This is a genomic window from Glycomyces terrestris, from assembly GCF_003933745.1.
GTDB lineage: Bacteria > Actinomycetota > Actinomycetes > Mycobacteriales > Micromonosporaceae > Glycomyces > Glycomyces terrestris.
This window is the reverse complement of sequence record NZ_RSEB01000003.1, coordinates 584,438-607,518: the sequence shown is the minus strand read 5'-3', so window position 1 is coordinate 607,518 and position 23,081 is coordinate 584,438. Positions and strand designations below refer to the sequence as shown.

At 73.4% G+C, this 23,081-nt stretch carries 23 protein-coding genes; 14 read left to right on the top strand and 9 right to left on the bottom strand.

The features are described from left to right. Positions 1 to 100 precede the first annotated feature (100 nt). Positions 101 to 1,450, top strand: coding sequence for an MFS transporter (locus EIW28_RS12790; RefSeq protein ID WP_125248082.1), 1,350 nt, complete (start codon positions 101 to 103; stop codon positions 1,448 to 1,450). A gap of 445 nt (positions 1,451 to 1,895) precedes the next feature. Here the strand turns inward: EIW28_RS12790 and EIW28_RS25395 are convergent, their stop codons facing one another. The 5 genes from EIW28_RS25395 to EIW28_RS12765 form a co-directional block, all read right to left on the bottom strand. Beyond that, a complete protein-coding gene (locus tag EIW28_RS25395; RefSeq protein WP_125248081.1) occupies positions 1,896 to 2,984 on the bottom strand; it encodes an ABC transporter ATP-binding protein in 1,089 nt (362 codons plus the stop codon). Continuing rightward, complete coding sequence (locus EIW28_RS12780; protein ID WP_125248080.1) at positions 2,966 to 3,769, bottom strand: ABC transporter permease; 804 nt, start codon at positions 3,767 to 3,769, stop codon at positions 2,966 to 2,968. Before EIW28_RS12780 ends, EIW28_RS25395 begins: the two co-directional genes overlap by 19 nt. A 28-nt stretch (positions 3,770 to 3,797) precedes the next feature. Further along, positions 3,798 to 4,562 carry a molybdate ABC transporter substrate-binding protein gene (modA, locus tag EIW28_RS12775; RefSeq protein ID WP_125248079.1) on the bottom strand — a complete coding sequence of 255 codons (765 nt, stop codon included), beginning with the start codon at positions 4,560 to 4,562 and terminating at the stop codon, positions 3,798 to 3,800. Positions 4,563 to 4,583: 21 nt separating this feature from the next. Continuing rightward, entirely contained in the window at positions 4,584 to 4,967 is a 384-nt protein-coding gene (locus EIW28_RS12770) for a TOBE domain-containing protein (RefSeq protein WP_125248078.1), read from the bottom strand. A gap of 246 nt (positions 4,968 to 5,213) precedes the next feature. After that, on the bottom strand, positions 5,214 to 5,555 hold the full coding sequence (locus tag EIW28_RS12765; RefSeq protein ID WP_125248352.1) for a metallopeptidase family protein: 342 nt from the start codon (positions 5,553 to 5,555) through the stop codon (positions 5,214 to 5,216). Between the two features lie 65 nt (positions 5,556 to 5,620). Between EIW28_RS12765 and serS the strand changes: the two genes are divergently transcribed. After that, entirely contained in the window at positions 5,621 to 6,880 is a 1,260-nt protein-coding gene (serS, locus tag EIW28_RS12760; protein ID WP_125248077.1) for a serine--tRNA ligase, read from the top strand. Between the two features lie 339 nt (positions 6,881 to 7,219). Here the strand turns inward: serS and EIW28_RS12755 are convergent, their stop codons facing one another. Next, positions 7,220 to 7,585, bottom strand: a complete 366-nt coding sequence (locus EIW28_RS12755; RefSeq protein ID WP_125248076.1) for a DUF488 domain-containing protein — start codon at positions 7,583 to 7,585, stop codon at positions 7,220 to 7,222. A 129-nt stretch (positions 7,586 to 7,714) separates the two neighbouring features. Here EIW28_RS12755 and EIW28_RS12750 point away from each other — a divergent pair, with 129 nt between their 5' ends. The 4 genes from EIW28_RS12750 (at position 7,715) to EIW28_RS12735 (ending at position 11,093) form a co-directional block, all read left to right on the top strand. After that, positions 7,715 to 8,557 carry an HAD family hydrolase gene (locus tag EIW28_RS12750; protein ID WP_125248075.1) on the top strand — a complete coding sequence of 281 codons (843 nt, stop codon included), beginning with the start codon at positions 7,715 to 7,717 and terminating at the stop codon, positions 8,555 to 8,557. 62 nt (positions 8,558 to 8,619) lie between these two features. Continuing rightward, on the top strand, positions 8,620 to 9,447 hold the full coding sequence (locus EIW28_RS12745) for an HAD family hydrolase (RefSeq protein ID WP_125248074.1): 828 nt from the start codon (positions 8,620 to 8,622) through the stop codon (positions 9,445 to 9,447). Between the two features lie 133 nt (positions 9,448 to 9,580). Continuing rightward, positions 9,581 to 10,783, top strand: a complete 1,203-nt coding sequence (locus EIW28_RS12740; RefSeq protein ID WP_125248073.1) for a cytochrome P450 — start codon at positions 9,581 to 9,583, stop codon at positions 10,781 to 10,783. A gap of 121 nt (positions 10,784 to 10,904) precedes the next feature. Continuing rightward, positions 10,905 to 11,093: a ferredoxin gene (locus EIW28_RS12735; protein ID WP_125248072.1), complete on the top strand. Its 189-nt coding sequence runs from the start codon at positions 10,905 to 10,907 to the stop codon at positions 11,091 to 11,093. A gap of 92 nt (positions 11,094 to 11,185) precedes the next feature. Here EIW28_RS12735 and EIW28_RS12730 read toward each other — a convergent pair whose 3' ends face one another. After that, entirely contained in the window at positions 11,186 to 12,835 is a 1,650-nt protein-coding gene (locus tag EIW28_RS12730; RefSeq protein ID WP_125248071.1) for an ABC-F family ATP-binding cassette domain-containing protein, read from the bottom strand. A gap of 32 nt (positions 12,836 to 12,867) precedes the next feature. Continuing rightward, complete coding sequence (locus EIW28_RS12725) at positions 12,868 to 13,536, bottom strand: NAD(P)H oxidoreductase (RefSeq protein WP_125248070.1); 669 nt, start codon at positions 13,534 to 13,536, stop codon at positions 12,868 to 12,870. A 121-nt stretch (positions 13,537 to 13,657) separates the two neighbouring features. On the opposite strand from EIW28_RS12725, the gene EIW28_RS12720 reads away from it, so the two are divergent. Then, positions 13,658 to 14,581: an AraC family transcriptional regulator gene (locus tag EIW28_RS12720; protein ID WP_125248069.1), complete on the top strand. Its 924-nt coding sequence runs from the start codon at positions 13,658 to 13,660 to the stop codon at positions 14,579 to 14,581. Positions 14,582 to 14,603: 22 nt separating this feature from the next. Here EIW28_RS12720 and EIW28_RS12715 read toward each other — a convergent pair whose 3' ends face one another. Beyond that, a complete protein-coding gene (locus EIW28_RS12715) occupies positions 14,604 to 15,530 on the bottom strand; it encodes an SAM-dependent methyltransferase (RefSeq protein ID WP_125248068.1) in 927 nt (308 codons plus the stop codon). Positions 15,531 to 15,796: 266 nt separating this feature from the next. On the opposite strand from EIW28_RS12715, the gene EIW28_RS12710 reads away from it, so the two are divergent. The 7 genes from EIW28_RS12710 to EIW28_RS12680 all read left to right on the top strand — a co-directional run bounded on the left by EIW28_RS12710 (position 15,797) and on the right by EIW28_RS12680 (position 23,079). Continuing rightward, positions 15,797 to 16,699 (top strand): Rossmann-like and DUF2520 domain-containing protein, encoded by a 903-nt coding sequence (locus tag EIW28_RS12710; RefSeq protein WP_125248067.1) that lies wholly within the window; start codon positions 15,797 to 15,799, stop codon positions 16,697 to 16,699. Next, complete coding sequence (gene panC / locus EIW28_RS12705) at positions 16,696 to 17,523, top strand: pantoate--beta-alanine ligase (RefSeq protein WP_125248066.1); 828 nt, start codon at positions 16,696 to 16,698, stop codon at positions 17,521 to 17,523. Before EIW28_RS12710 ends, panC begins: the two co-directional genes overlap by 4 nt. Next, positions 17,520 to 17,942, top strand: a complete 423-nt coding sequence (gene panD / locus EIW28_RS12700) for an aspartate 1-decarboxylase (RefSeq protein WP_125248065.1) — start codon at positions 17,520 to 17,522, stop codon at positions 17,940 to 17,942. The genes panC and panD overlap by 4 nt, the downstream gene beginning before the upstream one ends. Before the next feature lie 11 nt (positions 17,943 to 17,953). Then, positions 17,954 to 19,432, top strand: a complete 1,479-nt coding sequence (locus EIW28_RS12695; protein ID WP_125248064.1) for a S10 family peptidase — start codon at positions 17,954 to 17,956, stop codon at positions 19,430 to 19,432. 225 nt (positions 19,433 to 19,657) lie between these two features. Next, complete coding sequence (locus tag EIW28_RS12690) at positions 19,658 to 21,418, top strand: L-aspartate oxidase (RefSeq protein ID WP_197717261.1); 1,761 nt, start codon at positions 19,658 to 19,660, stop codon at positions 21,416 to 21,418. Continuing rightward, positions 21,415 to 22,314: a carboxylating nicotinate-nucleotide diphosphorylase gene (gene nadC, locus EIW28_RS12685; RefSeq protein ID WP_125248063.1), complete on the top strand. Its 900-nt coding sequence runs from the start codon at positions 21,415 to 21,417 to the stop codon at positions 22,312 to 22,314. The genes EIW28_RS12690 and nadC overlap by 4 nt, the downstream gene beginning before the upstream one ends. A gap of 3 nt (positions 22,315 to 22,317) precedes the next feature. Next, positions 22,318 to 23,079: a type III pantothenate kinase gene (locus EIW28_RS12680; RefSeq protein WP_125248062.1), complete on the top strand. Its 762-nt coding sequence runs from the start codon at positions 22,318 to 22,320 to the stop codon at positions 23,077 to 23,079. The last annotated feature ends 2 nt before the right edge of the window (positions 23,080 to 23,081 follow it).

Genomic DNA, 23,081 nt, shown 5'->3' with positions numbered 1-23,081 from the left:
CCGCCCGTCCCGGGGCGCCGCTCCAGAAGCGTGAAAGAACTTCTTCAAAAAATCTGAAAAACCTCTTTCGCATCCAAGTGTGAAAGTGTATCTTCGAAATATGTCTTTCACATCCTTCGCCGACGGGACCCGCTGGTCCGACGTCTACACCGCCGCCACCTGCGCGTTCCTCGCCGGAACCGCGATGTTCACGGCCGACTTCGCCCTCACCCTCCGCCTCCAGACGGACGGGTACGGCGGCTTCGCCATCGCCGCCCTCATCATCTGCGCGACCCTTCCGCTGGTCGTGCTCTCCCCGCTCACCGGCCGCATGGCCGACCGCTTCGACAGCCGCGCGCTCATGGCGTCCTCCGGCCTCCTCCAGGCCGCGTCGATCGTCGCGATGGCGTTCACCGACAACCTGATCGCGCTCTACGCCCTCGTCATCCTGAACGCCTGCGGGACCGCGGTCAACCAGCCGGTCGTGAGCGCGCTCGTGCCGCTCATGACCCGCCGCGAGGACCTCCCGCACGCGGTCGCGATGGTCCAGACCGGCACCCTCGTCGGCCTCGCGGCCGGCCCGGCCGCCGCCGGGTTCGTCATCGGCGCCCACTCGGCCGCCGCGGCCCTCATGCTCGCCGCGGGCTGCGCCCTCCTGCGCGTCCTGTTCTGCCTCGACATCCGCACCCGCCGCGGCGGCATCCGCCGCGACCTCGCCGCGAAGGCCGCGGCCGCCGGGACCGCGTGGCGGCTGCGCGGGGACCGGCTGCTCACCGCCATGGTCTTCGGCCTCAGCGCCGTGATCGCCGCGATGTGCGCCGTGAACGTCCTCAGCGTCTTCCTCGTCCGCGAGGTGTACGGCGCGAGCGAGGGCATGTACGGCCTCATCAAGGCCTGCTGGACGCTCGGCATGGTCGCCGGCGCCTGGATCGCGGCCGCCGTGATCCGCCGCCTCGACCGCGACGTGCAGCTCGCGTGGCTGCTCATGGCATGCCTCGCCGGGGTCGGCCTGGTGTGCTTCGGGCAGGGCCTGCCGATGTTCACCGTGCTGCTCATGGTGCCGCTCAACCTGATCGGCGGGATCTTCAACGCCGGCGAGAACTCGGCGCTCGGCATCGCGGTCGCCCGGCGCGTCCCGGAGGCCTTCCGGGGCCGCGCGAACGCCGCGGTGAACGGCCGCGTCAACGGCGCGACCCTCCTCGGGTTCCTCCTCGGCGGCGCGATGTCCGCGGTCATGGACGTCCAGACCGCGTTCCTCGCGGTCGGCCTCGTCTCGATCCTGATCGTCCTCGCCTGCCTCCCGCTCATCCGCCGCGCGGCCCGCGCTGATGAGAGCGGCGCAGACGAGAGCGGCGCCGGCGGGAACGGGACTGCGGGGAGCGGCACCGGCGCCGCCGCGTCGGCTCCCGCCGCGAAGCGCACGCTCGCCGGAGCGGCGGCGTTACCGCCGAGCCCGCCCCGCGGCTGGTGAACCCCGGCCGCGGGAGGCGAAGCCCGCGGCCTGGAGGGAAGCCTTAGGCCGGGAGAGAACTTCTTCAACCGGGAAACCGAGGCCGGAGGCGCAGTGCGCCTCCGGCCTTCGCCGTCGCGCGCGTAGTAGGGGTAGAGGCCATCCCAAACCCCCACCCACCCATGAGGGGACCGTAGGCGCCAGGTTTGCCGAAGGGTCCGACAGTTCACGGCCCCAGCACCCGCCCCGGCCCGGAATTCACCCGACCGAGTGAGCGAGGTGATCACGTAGCAAGCGGGCGGGGCGGGGCGGGGCGACGGCCACTGCGGGAAGCCAAGCGGGCAATCCGGCGACCACTATGGAATGAAAGCGAGGCAGACCGAGGCCACTGCGGGAAGTGAAACAGGGCGATCCGGCGACCGCCCCTCCTCGGCATGGGCCCCGCGGCCTCCCTTCGAACCGCCGATCAGGCCGGGTAGGCGCGGATCTCCGCGGCCTTCACCGCCGCCCACACCTCTTGGCCCGGTTCGAGCCCGAGCTGGGCCGCCGCGGCCGGGGTGACGTCGGCCGCCGCCCGGATCGGGCCGTCGAGCCGCACCCGCAGGTGGTCCCCGTGCCGGTGCACCCCGGCCACGACCGCCCGCCACGTGTTCCGCGGGCTCCCGTCCGGCTCGCTGCGGAACAGCGCCACCGCGCTCGGCGGGAACGCCGCGAACGAATCCCCCTCCAGCGCCTCCGAGGTCGCCAGCACCGCGCCCGACGCCAGCCGCACCGTCCGCCCCGAAGCCGTGCCCCGGTACAGGTTCAAGCCGACCAGGCGCGCGATGTAGTCCGTGCGCGGCCGCGCCGTCACCGACTCGCCGTCGCCCTCCTGGACCGCCCGGCCCTCCTCCACGACCACGAGCCGGTCGGCGAGCATGAGCGCGTCCACCGGATCGTGCGTCACCAGCACCGCCGGGCCCGCGAGCCCCGCGAGGTGCCGGTGCAGCTCCACCCGCGTGTCCAGCCGGGTCCGCGCGTCGAGGGCCGCGAGCGGCTCGTCCAGGAGCAGCAGCGCCGGCTCCGCGGCCAGCGCCCGCGCGAGCGCCACCCGCTGCGCCTGCCCGCCCGACAGCTGGCCCGGGCGCCGCTTCCCGAAGTCCCCCAAGCCGACGCGGCCGAGCCAGTCCGCGGCGAGCGCGCGCGCCTCGGCCCGGCCGAGGCCGCGGCGGCGCGGGCCGAATGCGACGTTGTCGACCGCGCTCAGATGCGGGAACAGCAGGTAGTCCTGGAAGACGACGCCGATGCGGCGGTGCTCGGGCGGCACCCAGCGGCCGCCGCCGCGCGGCCGGTCGAGGACGGCGCCGTCGAGCGCGATGTGCCCGTCGGTGAGGTCCTCGAGTCCCGCGAGGGCCCGCAGGGCCGTGGTCTTCCCGGCGCCGTTGGGGCCCAGCAGTGCCACGGTCTCGCCGGGGGCGACCTGGAGGCGCAGGTCGAGGCGGAACGCGCCGCGGTCGACCACCAGGTGCGCGTCCAGGCCGTGTGCGATCGGGGCGCTCATGCCACGGTCGTCCATCGTTCGCGCAGCGACGCCAGGACCGCCACCGAGACCGCCAGGAGGATCAGGCTGAGCACGATCGCGGCCTCCAGATCGGATTGCAGCGCAAGGTAGACGGCGAGCGGCATGGTCTGGGTGCGGCCGGGGAAGTTGCCCGCGAACGTGATGGTCGCGCCGAACTCGCCGAGGGCGCGCGCCCAGCACAGGACCGCGCCGGCGAGGACGCCGGGGGCGATCATCGGGAGCGTCACGCGGGTGAACACGGTCCAGCGGCCGGCGCCGAGCGTCGCGGCGGCCTCTTCGAAGCGCACGTCGGCGCCGCGGAGGGCGCCTTCGACGGCGACGATGAGGAACGGCATGGACACGAACGTCATCGCGAGGACGACCGCGGTGGTGGAGAACGGGATCGTGACGTCGAAGCGCTCGTGCAGCCAGGAGCCGATCAGGCCGCTGCGGCCGAAGACGAGGAGGAGCGCGACGCCGCCGACGACGGGCGGGAGCACGAGCGGGACCGTCACGAGCGCGCGCAGGAGGCTGCGGCCGGGGAAGTCGCCGCGGGCGAGGAGCCAGGCGATCGGGACGCCGAACAGGAGCGACAGGGCCGTGGCGAGGGTGGCGGTGACGAGGGAGAGGCGGAGCGCGTCGAGCATCGCGGGTTCGGCGAGGCGGGCGGGGAGCTCGGTCCAGGGGGCGCGGGCGAGGAGGCCGGCGAGCGGGAGGATGAGGAACGCGAGCCCGACGACCGCGGGCGCCAGGAGCGCGGCCGGGACTCGGCGGCGCTGGCGGGTTCGCTTGGCGGGCATGGCGTTCCTCATCGTACGGCGGTCCCGGTCAGGGGCGCTGGAATCCGGCGGTCTCGAGGACGGTCCAGGCGTCGTCGCCGAGGACGTACGCGGTGAACGCGGCGGCGAGGTCGGGTTCGGGGGCGTCGGCGAGGGCGGCGATGGGGTAGGTGTTGACGGCGGTGGCGGATTCGGGGAACTCGACGGCGTCGACCTCGTCCTGGGCGGCGATGGCGTCGGTGCGGTAGACGAGGGCGGCGTCGACTTCGCCGAGGGTGAGCTTCTGGAGGGTGGACTTGACGTCGGCCTCGTAGGTGACGGGGGTGAGGTCGGCGCCGGAGGCGTCGACGGCGGTCTGGGCGGCGGCGCCGCAGGGGACTTCGGGGGCGCAGGCGGCGAAGTCGAGGCCGGCGAGGTCGGGGAGGGCGGTGACGCCGTCGGGGTTGCCTTCGGGCACGGCGATCACGAGCTGGTTGAGGGCGAACGGCCGGGGATCTGCGGCGGCGCCGGTTTCGATGACCTTGTCCATGTGCTTCTGGTCGGCGGAGGCGAACACGTCGGCGGGGGCGCCTTCGGTGATCTGGGCGGCGAGGTCGGAGGAGGCGGCGAAGTTGAACTCGACGGTGACGCCGTCGTGCTCGGCCTCGAACCGGTCGCCGATCTCGGTGAACGCCTCGGTGAGGGAGGCGGCGGCGAACACGGTGAGGGTGGCCGTCTCGGCGCCGTCGTCGCCGCTGCCGCCGCAGGCGGCGAGGGTGGCGAGCGCGGTGAGGGCCGTTGCGGCGGTGAGGGCGAGGGCGGGTCTGGCGCGCATGAGGGTCTCCGTGGTTCGGCGCTACCGTTCGACGACAACGTTGGTGGACTTGACGACCGCGGTCGCGAGGGAGCCGACTTCGAGGCCGAGCTCGTCGACGGCTTCGCGGCTCATGAGCGAGACGACCCGGAACGGCCCCACCTGGAGGTCGACCTGGGCCATGACCTGGTCCTTGACGATCGCGGTGACGATGCCCCGCAGCCGGTTGCGCGCCGAAGAGCTGCCGGTGCCGTCGGGCGCGGCGGCCCGGTCGCGCGCGAACGCCGCCAGGTCGGCCCCGGTGATCACCCGGTGCCCGTGCCCGTCGCGCTCAGCGGCGAGCCGCCCGGCGTCGATCCAGCGGCGGACCGTGTCCGCGGAGACCCCGAGCAGCTCGGCGGCCTCCCCGATGCGAAACGTCGTCACCCGTCAAGCATAGCCTTGCGAATGCGACACTAGTACCGATGATCGCTCGCATTTGCGAAGTCATTCCCGTGCATCCCTCGCGTCTGCGGCGCACATGCGATGTCGGACCCCTGTGGCACGGTCGTTGAACCGGGGGCCCGCAGATTGGGCGGCACGCCCGGCGAAACAGCGGCTTGGTGTGCCCTCGAAACGCCCGGCGAAGGGTCGCCCCGCCTGGGCAGTCTGGCCGGACGGGCGCCTGACCAGTCAGCCCCAGCCGAGTTCGTGGAGGCGCTCCTCCTCGATGCCGAAGTGGTGGGCGATCTCGTGGACCACCGTCACCGCGACCTCCTCGACGACCTCTTCGGGCGTCGAGCACATGCGCAGGGTCGGGCCGCGGTAGATCGTGATCGTGTCGGGCAGGACCCCGCCGTACTCCCAGCCGCGGTCGGTCAGGGCCGTGCCCTGGTACAGCCCGAGGAGTTCCCGGTCGGCGCCCTCGGGCTCCTCGTCGACCAGGATCACGACGTTGTCCAGCATCGCCATCAGCTCCTGCGGCACCGAGTCGAGCGCGTCGGCGACCGCCGCCTCGAAGTCCGCCTCGTCCATATCTACCGCCACACGCCCACAATATGCGCTGGGGAGCCCGCGGGCCCGGCCGGTAATCTGTGGACGTGATTGATCTGCGAGCACTGCGAGAGCACCCTGACGCCTATCGCGACAGCCAGCGCAAGAGGGGCGCGTCCCCCGACGCCGTCGACGCCCTCCTCTCCGCCGACGCCGACCACCGCAGTGCCCTCCAGTCCTTCGAGTCGCTCCGCGCCGAGCAGAAGGGGCTGGGCAAGAAGATCGCCGGCGCCGCAGCCGACGAGAAGCAGGCCCTGCTCGAGCGCACCAAGACGCTCGCGGCCGAGGTCAAGGAGGCCGAGGCGCGGGTGACCGCGACGGCCGCGGCGTTCGACGCGGCCGGGAAGGCCATCCCGAACCTGGTCGCCGAGGGCGCGCCCGCCGGCGGCGAGGACGACTACATCGTGCTGCGCGAGGTCGGCGAGCGCCCCGAGTTCGAGGACCCGAAGGACCACCTCGAGCTCGGGACCGCGCTCGGCCTGCTCGACACCGAGCGGGGCGCGAAGGTCTCCGGCTCGCGCTTCTACTACCTGACCGGCGACGGCGCGCTGCTCCAGCTCGCGATGCTCAACCTCGCGATGCAGCAGGCGGTCGAGACCGGGTTCATGCCGATGATTCCGCCGGTCCTGGTGCGCCCGGACGCCATGGAGGGCACCGGTTTCCTCGGCGAGCACGCCGACGAGATCTACTACCTCGAGCGCGACGAGCAGTACCTGGTCGGGACCTCGGAGGTGCCGCTGGCGGCGTACCACTCGGGCGAGAACCTCGGCGAGCTGACGCGGCCGCGCCGGTACGCGGGCTGGTCGTCGTGCTTCCGCCGCGAGGCGGGCTCGTACGGGAAGGACACTCGGGGGATCATCCGGGTGCACCAGTTCGACAAGGTCGAGATGTTCTCGTACTGCCGGCCGGAGGACGCGGAGGCCGAGCACGAGCAGCTGCTGTCCTATGAGGAGCAGATGCTTCAGAAGATGGAGCTGCCGTACCGGGTCATCGACGTCGCCGCGGGCGACCTGGGGACCTCGGCGGCCCGGAAGTTCGACTGCGAGGCGTGGGTGCCGACGCAGGGCCGGTACCGGGAGCTGACCTCGACCTCGAACTGCACGACGTTCCAGGCGCGCCGCCTGAACGTGAAGTACCGCGACGAGCAGGGCCGCAACGCGGTCGCCGCGACCCTGAACGGGACGCTGGCGACGACGCGGTGGATCGTGGCGATCCTGGAGAACCACCAGCTCCCGGACGGGACGGTGCGGGTGCCGAAGGCGCTCCAGCCGTTCCTCGGCAAGGAAGTCCTGGAGCCGAAGAAGTAGCGCCGCAAGCGAAGCGGCCCGCCGGTCTGTCGCCGGCGGGCCGCTTGCGGTTCGAAGGCAGGAGTCGAGCCGCAGAGGGCCATGTCGCGGGCCCCCGGTTCCAAACCTTGGCACAGGGGTCCGACATTCGGGGCCGGGGCCGGTTTTCGGGCAGGGGCGGAGCCGCGGGAAGCCGCGCACTAGGCCCCCGGTTCAACACCCTGACACGAGGGTGCGACATTCGGCGGTCACGGCCTTCGCGGTTCGCTTCGGTTCGCGGGCAGGGGCCGAGCCTGGGAGCGGCGTTCCGCGGGCCCCCGGTTCAACACCTGACACGGGGGTCCGACATTCCGGAGCCGGCTACCCGTCGAGCTGGTCTTCGAGCCAGGCCTTCAGGACGTGGGCGTGGTTGACCTCGGTGTCCTTGGCGGCGTACAGGAGCGTGACGGGGCCTTGGCGGGCGGCGGCGAGGAGGGGTTCGGCGCGCTCGGGGTGGCCGTCGAGTTCGCTGCGGTAGCGGCCGGTGAACTCCTCGAAGCGGTCGGCCATGTGCCCGAACCAGATGCGCAGGTTGTGGGAGGGCGCCGCGTCCTGGGCCCACTCGACCCCCGCGAGGTCCTCCTTGCTCACGCCGCGCGGCCACAGCCGGTCGACCAGGAACACCGTCCCGGCCCGCTGCGGGTCCCGGCGGTAGTCGTAGACGCGTTCGATCGTGATGTCGGCCATGTACGCACGGTATGCCTCCGCGCCCCCCGATGGGTGGGTTTGGTGCGATTGCAGCTTTCATGAGGCCGGCCACGTGAGTTCAGCCGCTCGACACCCCGCCGTTCACCGCGGAAGGGCTACCGTTGAAGCGTGTCCCCCGCCGCGTTGAGAGAGCAGCCCCCGAAGCTCGTCGCCGTCGACCTGGACGGCACCGTCGTCGACTACCACCACGAGCAGCTCACCACGCCCTCCCCGGCCGTCGTCGCGGCGGTCGCGAAGGTCCGGGAGGCCGGCGTGCCCGTCGCGGTCGTCACCGGCCGGGCCCTGTGGGGCACCGTCCGCACCGCCGCCGACCTCGGCCTGGACGACGGGTTCGCGTCCGCGAACCACGGCGCCGCCGAGTACGACCTGGCGCTCGGCGAGGTCTCGCACGAAGCGGTCGTCGACACGCGCGCCGCGATCGAGGCGTTCCTCGCCGCCGACCCCGCGGTCGAGTTCGCCGTCGCGCACGGCCTCGACGGCTGGTGGCACACCAAGGGCTTCAAACGCGACTTCCACGCCAAATGGGCCGGGGTCATCGACCTCGACGACATCCTGGAGCGGCCCGCCGCCCGGATCGTCGCCCGCGTCGCCTCCGACAACCGGTACGGGAGCGCGAGCCGCTGCCCCCACGCGCTGCGCCTCGCGCAGGGCGCCGGGCTCGACCCGCTCGCGTATCACGTGGAGGTCGGCTACAACGGCTGGGTCGACATCGGCCCGCCCGGCGTCAGCAAGGCCACCGGCATCGCCCGCATCGCCGAGCGCTACGGCGTATCATCGGCCGACACCGTGGTCTTCGGCGACGCCCACAACGACCTGACCATGTTCGCGTGGGCCGGACACGCCGTCGCGATGGGACAGGCCGACCCCGACGTGCGCGCGGCCGCGGACGAGGTCGCGCCCTCGGTGTGGGAGGACGGCGTCGCGAAGGTGCTGGCCCGCTGGTTCCCCTGAGCCGGACGGGCGTACGACGAACGAGATTCGCGGCAGCGGGTCGAGACTACCGAGGAGGACGCATGATCCAACTGGCCCGGCTCCCCAGACTCGTCGCCACGGACCTCGACGGGACGGTCGTGCGCTCCGACGAGACCGTGTCCCCCCGGACCATGGCCGCGCTCAAGCGCCTCGCCGCCTCCGGGGTCATCCTCGTCGGCGCCACCGGCCGCGGCCCGCGCCTGCTCGACCTGTGCCGCAACGACGTCCCGTCCGCCGACTTCCTCGTCATGGCCCAGGGCGCGTTCGTGTACGAGTGCCGGTACGACGACACCGTCGTCGAGCTCGCCGACCGGTCCGTGGACGGCGCGGTCCTCCGCGAGGCCCTGCGGCTCATCGAGGCCGAGGTCGGGCCGCTGCGGGCGATCGCCGAGCCCGCCGACCCCGACCGGGCCCTCACCGGCGACCCGATGCCCGACTGGCCGTGGACGGCCGTGCGGCTCGAGACCGCGCCCCGGGACGTCGCGTTCAGCGGCCCGATGGTCAAGGGCTACTTCGTGTCCGACAGCTTCACCGGGCCCGAGCTCCTCGTCGCCGCCCAGGACGTCGTCGACCCCGACCTCGTCACCGTCACCGAGTCTGGCGTCGGCATGCTCGAGGTCTGCCCCGTCGGCGTCACCAAGGCCGCCGGGATCCAGGTCGTGCTCGACAAGTTCGGCATCGACTGGTCCGACGTGCTCGTCTTCGGCGATGCCACGAACGACCTGTCGATGATCAAGGCCGCCGGGCACTCCGTGGCGATGCCGAACGGGCACCCGTGGGTGCAGTCCGCCGCGAGCGAGATCGCGCCCGCCGGCAACAACGACGACGGCGTCGCCCAGTACATCGAGGAGCTCCTCGACCTCCAGTAGGCGCGCGGCGGGGACTGTCGGATCTAGGACACGGCGGTCCCCGGCCGTTGCGCCCCAGCGCGAACCGACCTAGGCTCCTTTGTGGTGGGGACCACACGATGGCCGAATCGTGTTCGCGCACAGGAGATGTCGCATGTCCGATGCTGAAGTCCTCCCCTACGGGATGCCCTACGAGCGCCAGACCCGCTACGACCCGCCCGCCGCGCTCCTGGAGCTCCAGGACCGGCCGATCCGGCCCATCAGGTACTACCCCGACGGCGTCGAGGGGTGGCTCGTCACCGGCCACGCCGCCGGCCGCAAGGTCCTCGCCGACCCGCGGTTCGTCACCGGCGAGCGCTTCACCCGCTCCCCGACCGAGCTCCCGCACGTGTTCGTGTCCATCACCGACCAGGTGCCGCCCGGGTTCTTCCTCTTCTTCGACCCGCCCGAGCACACCCGGCTGCGCCGCAAGGTCACCGGCGTGTTCACCGTCAAGCGCATGAAGGAGCTCGAACCGCGCGTCGCCGACATCGTCGACGAGCGGATCGCCGCCCTCCGGGCCGCCGGGCCCGGCGCCGACCTCGTCAGGGAGTTCGCGCTCCCCGTGCCCTCGCTCGTCATCTGCGAGATGCTCGGCGTCCCCTACGCCGACCGCGCCGCGTTCCAGGGGAACTCGGCGAACATGCTCGACCTGTCCCTGTCCGTCGAGGACCGCAACAAGGCGATGGCCGAGATCTTCGGGTACCTCATCGACCTCGTGCCCGCCAAGCGCGCGAACCCCGGCGACGACATGGTCTCCGCGTTCGCCGCCGACCCCGACCTCCACGACGTCGAGGCCGCCGGGATGGCGCTCATCCTCCTCGTCGCCGGCCACGAGACCACCGCGAACATGCTCGCCCTCGGCACCATGACCCTCCTCGAGCACCCGGCGCAGCTCGAACGGCTCCGCGCCGAGCCCGGCCTCATGCCCGGCGCCGTCGAGGAGCTCCTGCGCTACCTCACCGTCGCCCACAACGGCGTCATGCGGATCGCGAAGGAGGACGCCGAGATCGACGGGCACCGCATCACCGCCGGCCAGCACGTCACCGTCGCCCTCCACGCCGCCAACCGCGACCCCGGCAGGTACGAGCGCCCGGACGCGCTCGACCTCGGCCGCGACGCCCAGGGCCACATGGCGTTCGGGCACGGCGTCCACCAGTGCGTCGGCCAGCAGCTCGCCCGCGTCGAGATGCGCATCGGCTTCGCGAAGCTCCTGGAGGCGTTCCCCGGGCTCCGGCTCGCCGTGCCCTCCGACCAGATCCCCATGCGCAGCGACATGGCCGTCTACGGGGTCCACACCCTCCCGGTCGAGTGGTGAGCCGCCGCATGGCGCACCACCGCCCGGCGAGGCGCGCCGCGGCGGACCCGTCGGCGGTCCGCGCCGTCGCCCGCGGACCGTCCCCCAAGCAGAGCACGGGGGTCCGACACGGAGCGCCGCCGTGAGGATCGAGGCCGACCGGCAGGCGTGCACGAGCTCGGGCATGTGCGCGCTCACCGCCCCCGACTGGTTCGACCAGGACGAGGCCGACGGCCGCGTCCTCGTCACCGAACCCGAAGCGCCCGACGGCGAACCGGCGGTCACCGCCGCCGCGGAGCTGTGCCCCGCCGGCGTCATCGCCCTCCGCTGACCCGGCCCGCCCGACCGCGCCCGGGCGGGCCCTCCAGACGCGCGGCCGGGACCGCCGGCCACCAGAGCGGTCCCGGTCGCGCCCCCGCGCCCCTAGCGCACGTCCCACACCGGCTCGTCCGACTCCACGACCTCGCCGTCCTGCCCGAACACCACGAACCGGTCGAAGCCGCGCGTGAACCACCGGTCGTGCGTCACCGCGATCACCGTGCCCTCGAACGACTTCAGGCCCTCCTCGAGCGCCTCCGCGCTCGCCAGGTCCAGGTTGTCGGTCGGCTCGTCCAGCAGCAGGCACGTCGCGCCCGACAGCTCCAGCAGCAGCACCATGAACCGGGCCTGCTGGCCGCCCGACAGCGTCGCGAAGTCCTGCTCGGACTGGAGCGCGAGCTCGTAGCGCGACAGGGCGCTCATCGCCCGCGAGCGCTCCAGCGACGGCCGGTCCCGGTCGCCGTCCCACAGGATCTCCCGCAGCGAGCGGCCCGCGAACTCCGGATGCTCGTGCGTCTGCGAGAAGTGCCCCGGCCGCACCCGGGCGCCCAGGCGGGCCGTGCCCTCGTGCCGCACCGGGTCGAGTCGGCGCTCCGGGGCGACGCCCGCCTCCGGGTCGGTGCCGCCCTGCGCGAGCAGCCGCAGGAAGTGCGACTTCCCGGTGCCGTTGGCGCCCAGGACCGCGACCCGGTCGCCGTACCAGACCTCCAGGTCGAACGGGAACGTCAGGTCCTCCAGCTCCAGCCGCTCGCACACCACGGCCCGCCGGCCGGTGCGCCCGCCCTCCAGCTTCACGCGGATGTCCTGCTCGCGCGGGGGCAGCGGCGGCGGCCCGGCCTCCTCGAACTTCCGCAGCCGCGTCTGCGCGGCCCGGTACCGGGAGGCCATGCCGTCGTTGTACGCGGCCTTCGCCTTGTACATGAGCATGAGCTCGCGCAGCTTCTGGTGCTCCTCGTCCCAGCGGCGGCGCAGCTCCTCGAACCGCTCGTGCCGCGAGGACCGCGCCTCGTGCCAGGACGCGAACCCGCCGCCGTGCGTCCACGCCGTGCCCGCCTCCAGGGTCACGATCCGGTCGGCGGCGTTCGCGAGGACCTCCCGGTCGTGCGAGACGAACAGGATCGACTTCTCCGACTCGCGGATCGCCTGCTCCAGTTCGCGCTTGGCGGGGACGTCGAGGAAGTTGTCCGGCTCGTCGAGGACCAGGACCTCGTCGCGGCCGCGCAGCAGCAGGTGGAGCGCGAACCGCTTCTGCTCGCCGCCCGAGAGGGTCCGCAGCGGCCGCTGCTCGACCTCCGTCCACGGCCGCCCGAGGACCGCGACCGCGACGGTGTCGCACACGACCTCGAACTCGTAGCCGCCGGCCTCGCCCCAGTCGGCGAGGGCCTGCGCGTACGCGAGCTGGTCGCGCTCGCTGCCGCCGCCGGCCGCGATCCGGGCCTCGGCCCGGCGCCGCCGCTCCCACACCGCGCGCAGCCGCGGCGGCCCCAGTTCGGCCGCGAGGTCGCCCAGGGGCCGCTCGCCCTCGCGCATGCCCACGAGCTGGCGCATGACGCCGAGCCCGCCCGAATGCGAGACGGTTCCCGCCTCCGGGGTGAGGTCGCCGGTGACGATCCGCAGTAGGGTCGTCTTCCCGGTGCCGTTCGCGCCGATGAGGGCCACCTTGGCGCCCTCGCCGATGCGGAACGACACGTCCGAGAACAGGGTCCGCCCGTCCCCGAGCACGTACCGCACGCCTGCCAGGTCCACGAATCCCATCCCGCGATTGTGGACGGGCCCGGGAGCGCCCGTCAAAGCGTTTGCGGCGCCAGCTCCAGGAAGCGCTCCAGGTGCTCCTCGGCGCGGCGGTCGAGGGCCGCGTAGTGCGCGGCGCGGGCGTCGCCGGTGAGGGCCTCGCCCTTCGTGAAGTTCCCGTCGGCGTCGACGATCTGCGGCTCGCCCTCGGTGTCGTACAGGACCGCGACCGCCGCGTCGGTGATCCCGTTGTAGAACGAGATCCCCTCCCGCAGCACCCGTTCGAGCGTCTCCTGCATCCACGCCGCGAACTCGTCGCCCTCGGCCGCGCCCGCCAGGCCGAGCCACAGCATGCGCTTCCCGGCGAGCCGCGGCTTGCTGCGCCCGTACCCGAAGCCGTAGTTCCACACGCGGTCCACCCAGCCCTTGAGGAGCGCCGGCGCGGAGTTCCAGTAGACGGGGAACACGGGGACGATCACGTCCGCGGCGAGCACGCGCGCCATGTGCGCCCGCACCTCCGCGGAGTACACCTTGTCGCGGTCGTCCCAGTCGGGCTGGTCGGCCTCGGTCATGCGCGGGTCGAAGCCCTCGGCGCGCAGGTCGAGGAGGTCGACCTCGTACCCGGCCTCCTTGAGGCGGGCGGCGACCACGTCGCCGACGTGCGCGGTGAGGGAGTCGGCCCGGTGGTGCGAGACGACGACGAGGGCGGTCGGAGCGGCGTTCATGCTGGCCTCCAAGTGAAGTGGTGGGTTCGCAGTGGTGCGTTGGAACCAGTACAGCCCCCAGGGCGTGGACGCGCGATGGGCGAAGCGCTCCGATCGATGCGCGAGCGTCTACCATGGGGGCATGGACCCGCTCAGTGAACTCCTCGGCGGCATCCGCGCCGAGGGCGCGATCCTCGGGGACGCGATCCTCAAGGCCCCCTGGGTGGTCCGGTTCGACGACCGGGCCCCGCTCACCATGATCACCGTCGCGCGCGGCGGCGGCGTGCTCCTCCTCGCCGACGGCAGCGAAGTGCCCGTCAAGGAGGGCCAGACCGCGGTCGTGCGCGGCGACGAGCCCTTCCGCATGGCCGACAGCGCCGCGTCCGTCGAGCGCCCGCACCTCGACTACTGGCTCACCTGCTTCGACCTCCAGGCGTGCGGGCCGGAGACCCCCGGCGCCCCCTTCGGCGGCGAGGGCGAGGCGACCGACCTGTTCGTGGGCGCCTACCGGGCCTCGGGCCGCCGCCACGAGCGGCTCACCCGGGCGCTGCCGCCCGCGCTCGTCGTCGACGACGGCTCCGACGTGTGCGCCTGGCTCGACGCGTCCGCCATGGACCTCGCCTCCCGCAAGCCCGGCACGCAGGCGTTCATCGACCGCCTCTGCGACTGGGGCCTCGTCTGCACGCTCCGCACCTGGTTCGACCAGCAGGGGGAGCAGGCGCCGGCGTGGTACCGGGGCTTCGCCGACCCGGTGGCCGGGCCCGCCCTGGAGGCCATCCACAGCCGGCCCGCCGCGCCGTGGACGGTGGCGGGGCTCGCGACCGAGGCCGGGGTGTCGCGGGCGCTGCTCGCCAAGCGGTTCAACGAGATCATGGGCGAGCCGCCGCTGACGTACCTGACGAAGCGGCGCATGGAGCTCGCCGAGGAGCTCCTCGCCGACCCCGACCTCACCGTCGCGCAGGTCGCCCGGAGCGTGGGCTACGCCGACCAGTTCGGGTTCAGCAACGCGTTCAAGCGCCGCAAGGGCGCGAGCCCCACCGCGTACCGGGCGAAGGCCGCGGTCTGAAGCGCCGCGGCGGCGCGGCCGGTCAGCGGTCGGCGCGGGCCCACCAGTGGGCGCCGAGTCCGGCCGGGTCGGTGAGGCGGGCGGCCTCGCCCGCCTTCACGAGCGCCGCCGCGTACGCGACGGGGTCGCGGTAGGCGAGGTCGAGCGGCGGGCGGTGGGCGCGGACGCCGAGGGCCCGCAGGGCGTCGCGCTGGCGTTCGAGGCGGTCGGCGCCGAGGGCGTCGACCGCGACGTGGGCGGTGAGGTCGCGGGTGCCGTCGGGGACGGGCGCGGCTCCGCGGCCGTCCTTGAACCCGGTGAGGGTGCCGCCCGCGGGCCGGTCGGCCGCGGTGTGCCCGTAGTCGACCGCGAGGAGCGTGCCGCGGTCGAGCCGGTCGGCGAGGCCGCGCCAGGCGGCGTCGCGGGGGCGGCCGATCTCCGCGCGCTCCCCGGGCGCGCTGACGGGCCACCACCGGTCGAGCCAGTCGTCGTCGGCGGGGTCGAGCCGGTCGCCGGGCCGGGTCGCGCCGCCGGGCCCGACCTCCTCGTAGCGGCGGACGCCGGCGTCGTCGACGACGGCGACGTCGCAGGGGACGTTGTCGAGCAGTTCGCACGCGACGAGGAGCCCCGTCACGCGGGCGGGCGGCTCGGGGAGCCAGGCGATCCGCTCGGGCAGGCCGGCGGGCCGCGGGCGCAGTTCGACGCCGGTGAGCGCGACCCGGTCGGGGAGGAGCGCGGCGAGGTGGGCGAGGAGGTCGCCGCCGCCCGCGCCGACGTCCACGACCGCGAACCCGGCGGGCCGGCCGAGGCGGGCGTCCACCGCGTCCGCGAGGACCGCGACCGCTTCCGCGAACGCGCGCGTCTGCGCGCTGGTCGCGAAATGGTGGGCCGGGAGTTCGCGCCGGTAGAAGCCGCCGGGCCCGTAGAGGGCGCGCGCCATCGCGGCCCCCCACCGCTCGTACGCGCCCATGCCCCCGACCTTAGGGCCCGACTCATCACCCGGACGGCCCGCGTCCGGCCCGCCCTTCCGTTGCCGGATGAGCCGGTCACGGGGCCGCCCGGCGCTCTGCGAGGCACACTGGGACCCGGATGCGGCCTCGCCCGGGCTCTGACACCGACCCGGGGTCCCAGTGAGAATCGCCACTCGGGGGCTCCCGGGCTGGCGCTCCCGTTTCTGAGACGCACAATTAACGCGTAAGCAACGACCGGTACCTTCCGAAGGACTGGATCTGCCACATGGATCAGCAGCGCAGCGGCGCGCCGCAGCGGCCCGCCTCACGGCTCGCCGTCGGCGTCGTCTCCGCGGGCCGGGTCGGCTCCGTCGTCGGGGCGGCCCTGACCCGCGCCGGCCACCGCGTGGTGGCCGCGTCCGCCGTATCCGACGCCTCGCTCGCGCGCGCCGCCCGGCACCTGCCCGGCGCCGAGATCCTCCCTCCCCCCGATGTCGCGGCCGCCGCCGAGCTGGTGCTCGTGGCCGTCCCCGACGACGCGATCGTCCCGCTCGTCGCCTCCCTCCCCGCGCGGCCCGGCCAGATCTGGGTCCACACGTCCGGCGCGCTCGGCGTCGAGGCGCTGCGGCCCGCGCGCGACGCCGGGGCGCTCACGGTCGCGCTCGCGCCCGCGATGACGTTCACCGGCCGCGACGAGGACCTGGAGCGCCTGAACGGGATCTCGTGGGCGGTCACCGGCGAGGCCGAGGCCCGCTTCGTGGGCGAGGCCCTGGTCCTGGAGATGGGCGGCGACCCCGAGCACGTCGACGAGGCCGACCGGGCCCGCTACCACGCCGCGCTCGTGTACGCCGCGAACCACCTCATGACCCTCGTGAACGACGCCGCCGACCAGCTGCGGGCCGTCGGGGTCGCGAACCCCGAGCGGCTCATGGCACCGCTGGTGTCCGCGTCGCTCGACAACGCGCTGCGCCACGGCGACGCGGCCTTGACCGGCCCGGTGTCGCGCGGCGACGCGGGCACGGTCGCCCGGCACCTCGCGGCGCTGGAGGGCACCGGCATCGCCGAGACGTACCGGGCCATGGCCCGGCGCACCGCCGAGCGCGCCCTCGACTCCGGCCGCCTGAAGAGCGCCGACGCCGAGGGCCTGCTCGACGTGCTCGCCCACCCCGACGAGAAGGAGGCGCCGTGACGGTCGTCGTCCACACGAAAACCGAGCTGGCGAAGGCCCGCGCCGCCCTGCCCGGGCGCGTCGCCGTCGTCCCCACCATGGGCGCCCTCCACGACGGGCACCGCGCGAACTTCAAGCGCGCCAAGGAGATCGCCGACTCGGTGATCGTCACCGTGTTCGTGAACCCGCTCCAGTTCCGCCCGAACGAGGACCTCGACAAGTACCCGCGGACCCTCGACGCCGACCTCGCGATGTGCGAGGCCGAGGGCGTCGACCTGGTGTTCGCGCCGAGCGTCAACGAGATGTACCCGGACGGGCGCGAGGGCCTGACCACCGTGCACGCCGGCCCCGACGGGGAGATCCTCGAAGGCGCCTCCCGGCCCGGGTTCTTCACCGGCGTCCTCACCGTCGTCTCGAAGCTGTTCCACCTGACGCGGCCCGACGCGGCCTGCTTCGGGGAGAAGGACTTCCAGCAGCTCGCCATGGTGCGGCGGATGGTGCGCGACCTCGACCTCGGCATCGACGTCGAAGCGGTCCCGACCGACCGCGAGGACGACGGCCTGGCCCGCTCCAGCCGCAACGTGTTCCTGTCCGAGGCCGAGCGCGCCGCCGCGCTCGCCATCCCCCGCGCGATCGAGGCCGCCCAGGCCTCGCCCGACCCGCTCGCCGCCGCCGGCGCGATCCTGGAGGCCGAGCCCGGCCTGGACGTCGACTACGTCGCCGTCCGGGCGAACGACCTCGGCGAGGCCCCCGACCGGGGCCCGGCGAGGCTCCTCATCGCCGCGAAGGCGGGCACCACCCGCCTGATCGACAACGCGCCCGTCAGCATTGGAGACCCCCGATGATCCGCACCATGTTCAAGTCGAAGATCCACCGCGCCACCGTCACCCAGGCCGACCTGCACTACGTCGGGTCGGTCACCGTGGACGCGGACCTGCTCGACGCCGCCGACATCCTCGACGGCGAGCAGGTCGCGATCGTCGACATCACCAACGGCGCCCGCCTCGAGACGTACACGATCGCCGGCGAGCGCGGCACCGGCGTCATCGGCATCAACGGCGCCGCCGCCCGCCTCGTCTCCCCCGGGGACCTTGTGATCCTCATCTCGTACGCGCAGATGGAGGACGCCGAGGCGCGCGCCTTCACGCCGACGGTCGTCCACGTGAACGAGCGCAACGAGATCGTCGAGGTCAACGCCGACAAGGCGCACCCCGCGCCCGGGACCGCCGGCAACGTGGTGGCGTCGCCACTAGCCGGGCGGTAAGTTACAGACTCATGAGCGAAGAACCCAAGCACGAGACCGCGGACAAGGTCAACGGCGAGGGCAAGGCCGACAAGCCCGAGCCCGCCGACGACCTGAAGACCACCCACCACACCCTCGGCGACCTCGCGTACACGGCCACCACCGGGCGCATCGTCCTGCACGAGGAGGTCACCGAGGACGACAAGTTCAACGGCCGCAAACCCAAGGCCGAGGTCTCCATCACCTACTACACCGTCGACGACGCCGACGTGACGCAGCGGCCGGTCACCTTCGCGTTCAACGGCGGCCCCGGATCGTCCTCGATCTGGCTGCACATGGGCCTGCTCGGCCCGCGCCGCGTCGACTCCGGCGACGCCGGGAACCTCACCCCGCCCCCCTACGGCCTGCTCGACAACGACGAGACCCTCCTGCGCCACACCGACCTGGTGTTCATCGACCCGATCTCCACCGGCTGGTCGCGCGCGGTCGAGGGCGGCAACCCCCGCGACTACCACGGCTTCACCAAGGACATCGAGTCCGTCAGCGAGATCATCCGGCTGTGGACCACCCGGAACAACCGCTGGCTCTCCCCGAAGTTCCTCATCGGCGAGTCCTACGGCGGCACCCGGGGCGCCGGCATCGCCGAGTACCTCCTCACCCGGTTCGGCCTGGCGCTCAACGGCGTCATGTTCATCGCCCCGGCGTTCAACATGGAGACGCTGTACCACACCAGCCGCTCCGAGCTGCCCGACCCGCTGTTCCTGCCGCTGTACGCCGCCACCGCGCACTACCACGGCCTCCACCCCGACCGCGAGCTCGACGACCTCGTCGCCGAGGCCCGCGGCTACGCCGACGAGTTCCGGGCGATCCTCGCCAAGGGCCAGAACCTCGACCCCGAGGTCCGCGCCGCCGCCGTCGCCAAGGTCGCCTCGCTCACCGGCGTCTCCGAGGACTACGTCGACCGCGCCAACCTGCGGCTGGAGCACACCCGCTTCTACGCGGAGCTGCTGCGCCACAAGCGCCTCGTCACCGGCCGCCTCGACACCCGCTTCACCGGCCCCGCGGACCACTACACGTACGAGCGCATGCCGTACGACCCGTTCCTGGTCGGCACCGACGGGCCGTACACGGCCGCGCTCCAGTACTACCTGCGCGCCGAGCTGGAGTACGAGAACGACCACGTGTACGAGCGGCTCTCCCGCGCAGTGCACCCGTGGTCGTACAAGGAGTTCGAGGGCGAGGCCGTCGACGTCATCGGCAAGCTCGGCAACGCCATGCGCCTGAACCCGCACATGAAGGTCCACGTCGCCATGGGCCGCTACGACGGCGGCGTGCCCGTCGAGGCCATCGAGTACACGCTCGACCACCTCGAGATCCCGCTCGAGGCCCGCGCGGCCATCGAGACGAAGACGTACCCGGCCGGCCACATGATGTACGTCCACGAGGAGTCGCGGATCCAGCAGTCGGCCGACCTCGCCGACTTCGTCCAGCGCGCCTCGGCCCGGGGCTGACCGCCCCCGTGACCGCCGCGAACCCGGGCCCGGCCTGCACCGCACTCCGCGGCGCGGGCCGGGTCCGGCCCGCCGCCCCGGCGTGTGACGCGGTCGTCACGAACGCTGGCGCAGCGGCGCGTGCAGCGGGCACAGTTGATCCGAACCGCGCGCCGGTCGGCGCGCACACCGAGCCGGCACCCGGGCGACCGGGGCGACGCTAGAAGGGCGACGCACGTGCCACCCGTGTTCACCGGACCCGAGGCCGGGGCGCTCCCGCACCTGCCGCGCCTGCCGCGGCGCCTGCGCGCCGAAGCCCCCTCCTGGACCGAGACCACCGACGTGTGCGTCATCGGCTCCGGCGTCGCCGGCCTCACCTGCGCGCTCAACCTGCGCCGCGCCGGCTTCCACGTCACCGTCGTCACCAAGGTCCACATCGACGACGGCTCCACCCGGTGGGCCCAGGGCGGCGTCGCCGCCGTGCTCGACCCGCTCGACAGCCCCGCCGCGCACGCCCGCGACACCCAGATCGCCGGCGTCGGCCTCTGCGACCCCGCCGCGGTCGAGGTCACCGTCACCGAAGGCCCCCAGCGCATCGCGGACCTCATCCACCTCGGCACCGAGTTCGACCGCGACCCCGACGGGTCGCTTCAGCTCACCCGCGAAGGCGGCCACCGCGCCCGCCGCATCGTGCACGCCGGCGGCGACGCCACCGGGGCCGAGATCCAGCGGGCCCTCCACAGCGCGGTCCTGCGCGACCCGTGGATCCGCATCATCGAGAACGCCATGGTCCTCGACCTGCTCACCGACGCCCGCGGCCACGCGGCCGGGGTCAGCCTCCACGTCCTCGGCGAAGGCGTCGAGTACGGCGTGGGCGGCGTCGAGGCCCGCGCGGTCGTGCTCGCCACCGGCGGCCTCGGCCAGATCTTCCAGTCGACCACCAACCCCTCCGTGTCGATCGGCGACGGGGTGGCGCTCGCGCTGCGGGCCGGCGCGACGGTGACCGACCTCGAGTTCGTCCAGTTCCACCCGACGTCCCTGTACGTGCCCGGGACCCCCGGCCTCGGCGGCGGCTCCGCGACCGGGGGCACCGAACTGGACCCCGACCGTATCCGGGAGGACCGACAGTCCACGGCGGCCGCGGTGCGGATCGGCGGCGACCAGCAGCCGCTCATCTCCGAGGCCCTCCGCGGCGAAGGCGCCCACCTGCGCGACTTCTCCGGCGACCGGTTCATGGTCGGCCTCCACGAGCTCGCCGAGCTCGCGCCCCGCGACGTCGTCGCCAAGGCCATCACCACCCGGATGATCGCCGAGGGGAGGCCGCACATGTGGCTCGACGCCCGCCACCTCGGCCGCGACATGCTCGAGCACCGGTTCCCGACGATCACCGCGACCTGCCGGGCCCTCGGCGTCGACCCCGTCGCCGACCTCATCCCCGTCGCCCCCGCCGCCCACTACTCCTCCGGCGGCGTGCGCACCGACCTCCACGGCCGCACCAGCGTCCCGGGCCTGTACGCCGCCGGCGAGGCCGCGTGCACCGGCCTCCACGGCGCGAACCGGCTCGCCTCCAACTCCCTCCTCGAGGCGCTCGTGTTCGCGCAGCGCATCGCCGACGACCTCGCCGAGCACAAGCCGAGCCCCGGCCCGCCCGAGCTGCCTGGCGGCGAGGGCACCGTGTGCTCCACGACCTCCCGCGCGCCCCTCCAGGAGGCCATGACCGCCGGCGCGGGCGTCCTCCGCTCCGAGGAGTCGCTGGAGGCCACCGCTGCGTCGCTGACGGCCTTGGGGGACAATGTGTCCGGCCGTCCTCGACCGGCCACATGGGAGGCCACGAACCTCCTCACCGTCGCGGCCGCCGTCACCGCCGCCGCGCACCGGCGCCGCGAGACCCGGGGCAGCCACTGGCGCGAGGACCACCCCGAGGCCGCCGACGCCTGGCTCGGCCACCTGTGCCTCTCCATCAGCTCCGACGGGGAGCTCGACACCACCTGGGAGCCCATCGCATGAGCAGATTCGCCGAAGCGCCCGGCGGCGCCGGACTGGACGAGCGCCTGCTCGCCTGCCGCCTCGACCCCGAGGACGTGTACGTCGCCGTCCAGGACTACCTGGACGAGGACCTCTCGCACGCGCGCCGCGACGTCACCTCCGAGTCGATCTTCGGGCCCGAGCACACCTCGACCGTGGCCGTCACCGCCCGCGCCGACGGGCTCCTCGCCGGCCTCCCGGTCGCCCACGCGGTCTTCCACGCCATGCCCGGCGACGTGCGCTTCGAGTACCTCGCGCGGGAGGGCTCGCGCATCCGCGCCGGCCAGGTCCTCGCCCGCGTCACCGGGCCCACCAGGTCCCTCCTCGCCGCCGAGCGCACCGCCCTGAACCTGCTGTGCCGCATGTGCGGGGTCGCCACCCACACCCGCCGCTTCGCCGACGTCCTCGCCGACTGGCACACCACCGTCCTCGACACCCGCAAGACCACGCCCGGCCTGCGCGCCTTCGAGAAGTACGCGGTGCGCGCCGGCGGCGGCGACAACAAGCGCATGGGCCTGTACGACGTCGCCATGATCAAGGACAACCACAAGGAGGCCGCGGGCTCGATCAGCGAGGCGTTCGCCGCCGTCCGCTCCGCCGAGCCCGACGTCGACATCCAGGTCGAGGTCGAGACCCTCGAGGAGGCCCTCGAAGCGGTCGCCGCCGGCGCCGTGTTCCTCCTGTGCGACAACATGAGCCCCAAGGAGCTCGCCGAGGTCGTCGAGACCGTCGGCGAGCGCGCCGAGCTCGAGGCGACCGGGACGATCACCCTCGACACCGCCGTCGAGTACGCCGCCACCGGCGTCGACTACATCTCGGTCGGGGCGCTCACCCACTCCTCGCCCATTCTCGACATCGGCCTGGACTTCGAGGAGTAGACCGTGCTGCTGTGCGTCGACATCGGGAACACGAACACGGTGCTGGCGGTGTTCGAGGGCGAGACCCTCAAGCACTCCTGGCGCATCCGCACCGACCCGCACGCCACCGCCGACGAGCTGGGCCTGACCTTCCGGGCCCTCCTCGACGGCGGCGGCGTCGACCTCTCGGGCATCGCCCTGTCCTCCACCGTGCCCCAGCAGGGCGCGGAGGTCGCGAAGATGGTGCAGCGGTACTACCCGCACGCCGTCCTCGTCCAGATCGCGCCCGGCGTGAAGACCGGGGTGCGCCTGAGCATCGACAACCCGCGCGAGGCCGGGCCCGACCGCATCGCGAACACGTACGCGGCCTACCACCTGTACGGCGGCCCGTGCATCACCGTCGACTTCGGGACCTCGACGAACATCGACGTGATCTCCGAGACCGGCGACTTCCTCGGCGGGGCGTTCGCGCCCGGCATCGAGATCTCCATCGACGCGCTCGCCTCCCGGGCCGCGAACCTGCTCAAGATCCCGCTCGTGAAGCCGCGCAGCGTGATCGGCAAGAACACCGTGGAATGCCTCCAGTCCGGCATGGTGTACGGCACCGCGGCTCAAGTGGACGGCCTGGTGCGGCGCATCACCGCCGAGCTCGGCACCGACCCGACCGCGGTCGTCGCCACCGGGGGCCTCGCGCCGGTCGTCATCGAGCAGTGCGAGACCGTCACCCACTACGAGCCGAACCTGACCCTGCACGGCCTGCGGATGATCTGGGACCGGAACGCCTGAGC

Excerpts from the sequence above, each read along its gene's own strand:
- EIW28_RS12790 (WP_125248082.1), top strand. The coding sequence starts at position 101 with ATGTCTTTCACATCCTTCGCCGACGGGACCCGCTGGTCCGACGTCTAC.
- EIW28_RS25395 (WP_125248081.1), bottom strand. The coding sequence starts at position 2,984 with ATGGACGACCGTGGCATGAGCGCCCCGATCGCACACGGCCTGGACGCG.
- EIW28_RS12780 (WP_125248080.1), bottom strand. The coding sequence starts at position 3,769 with ATGCCCGCCAAGCGAACCCGCCAGCGCCGCCGAGTCCCGGCCGCGCTC.
- modA (WP_125248079.1), bottom strand. The coding sequence starts at position 4,562 with ATGCGCGCCAGACCCGCCCTCGCCCTCACCGCCGCAACGGCCCTCACC.
- EIW28_RS12765 (WP_125248352.1), bottom strand. The coding sequence starts at position 5,555 with ATGGACGAGGCGGACTTCGAGGCGGCGGTCGCCGACGCGCTCGACTCG.
- EIW28_RS12755 (WP_125248076.1), bottom strand. The coding sequence starts at position 7,585 with ATGGCCGACATCACGATCGAACGCGTCTACGACTACCGCCGGGACCCG.
- EIW28_RS12745 (WP_125248074.1), top strand. The coding sequence starts at position 8,620 with ATGATCCAACTGGCCCGGCTCCCCAGACTCGTCGCCACGGACCTCGAC.
- EIW28_RS12740 (WP_125248073.1), top strand. The coding sequence starts at position 9,581 with ATGTCCGATGCTGAAGTCCTCCCCTACGGGATGCCCTACGAGCGCCAG.
- EIW28_RS12730 (WP_125248071.1), bottom strand. The coding sequence starts at position 12,835 with ATGGGATTCGTGGACCTGGCAGGCGTGCGGTACGTGCTCGGGGACGGG.
- EIW28_RS12725 (WP_125248070.1), bottom strand. The coding sequence starts at position 13,536 with ATGAACGCCGCTCCGACCGCCCTCGTCGTCGTCTCGCACCACCGGGCC.
- EIW28_RS12720 (WP_125248069.1), top strand. The coding sequence starts at position 13,658 with ATGGACCCGCTCAGTGAACTCCTCGGCGGCATCCGCGCCGAGGGCGCG.
- EIW28_RS12715 (WP_125248068.1), bottom strand. The coding sequence starts at position 15,530 with ATGGGCGCGTACGAGCGGTGGGGGGCCGCGATGGCGCGCGCCCTCTAC.
- EIW28_RS12710 (WP_125248067.1), top strand. The coding sequence starts at position 15,797 with ATGGATCAGCAGCGCAGCGGCGCGCCGCAGCGGCCCGCCTCACGGCTC.
- panD (WP_125248065.1), top strand. The coding sequence starts at position 17,520 with ATGATCCGCACCATGTTCAAGTCGAAGATCCACCGCGCCACCGTCACC.
- EIW28_RS12695 (WP_125248064.1), top strand. The coding sequence starts at position 17,954 with ATGAGCGAAGAACCCAAGCACGAGACCGCGGACAAGGTCAACGGCGAG.
- nadC (WP_125248063.1), top strand. The coding sequence starts at position 21,415 with ATGAGCAGATTCGCCGAAGCGCCCGGCGGCGCCGGACTGGACGAGCGC.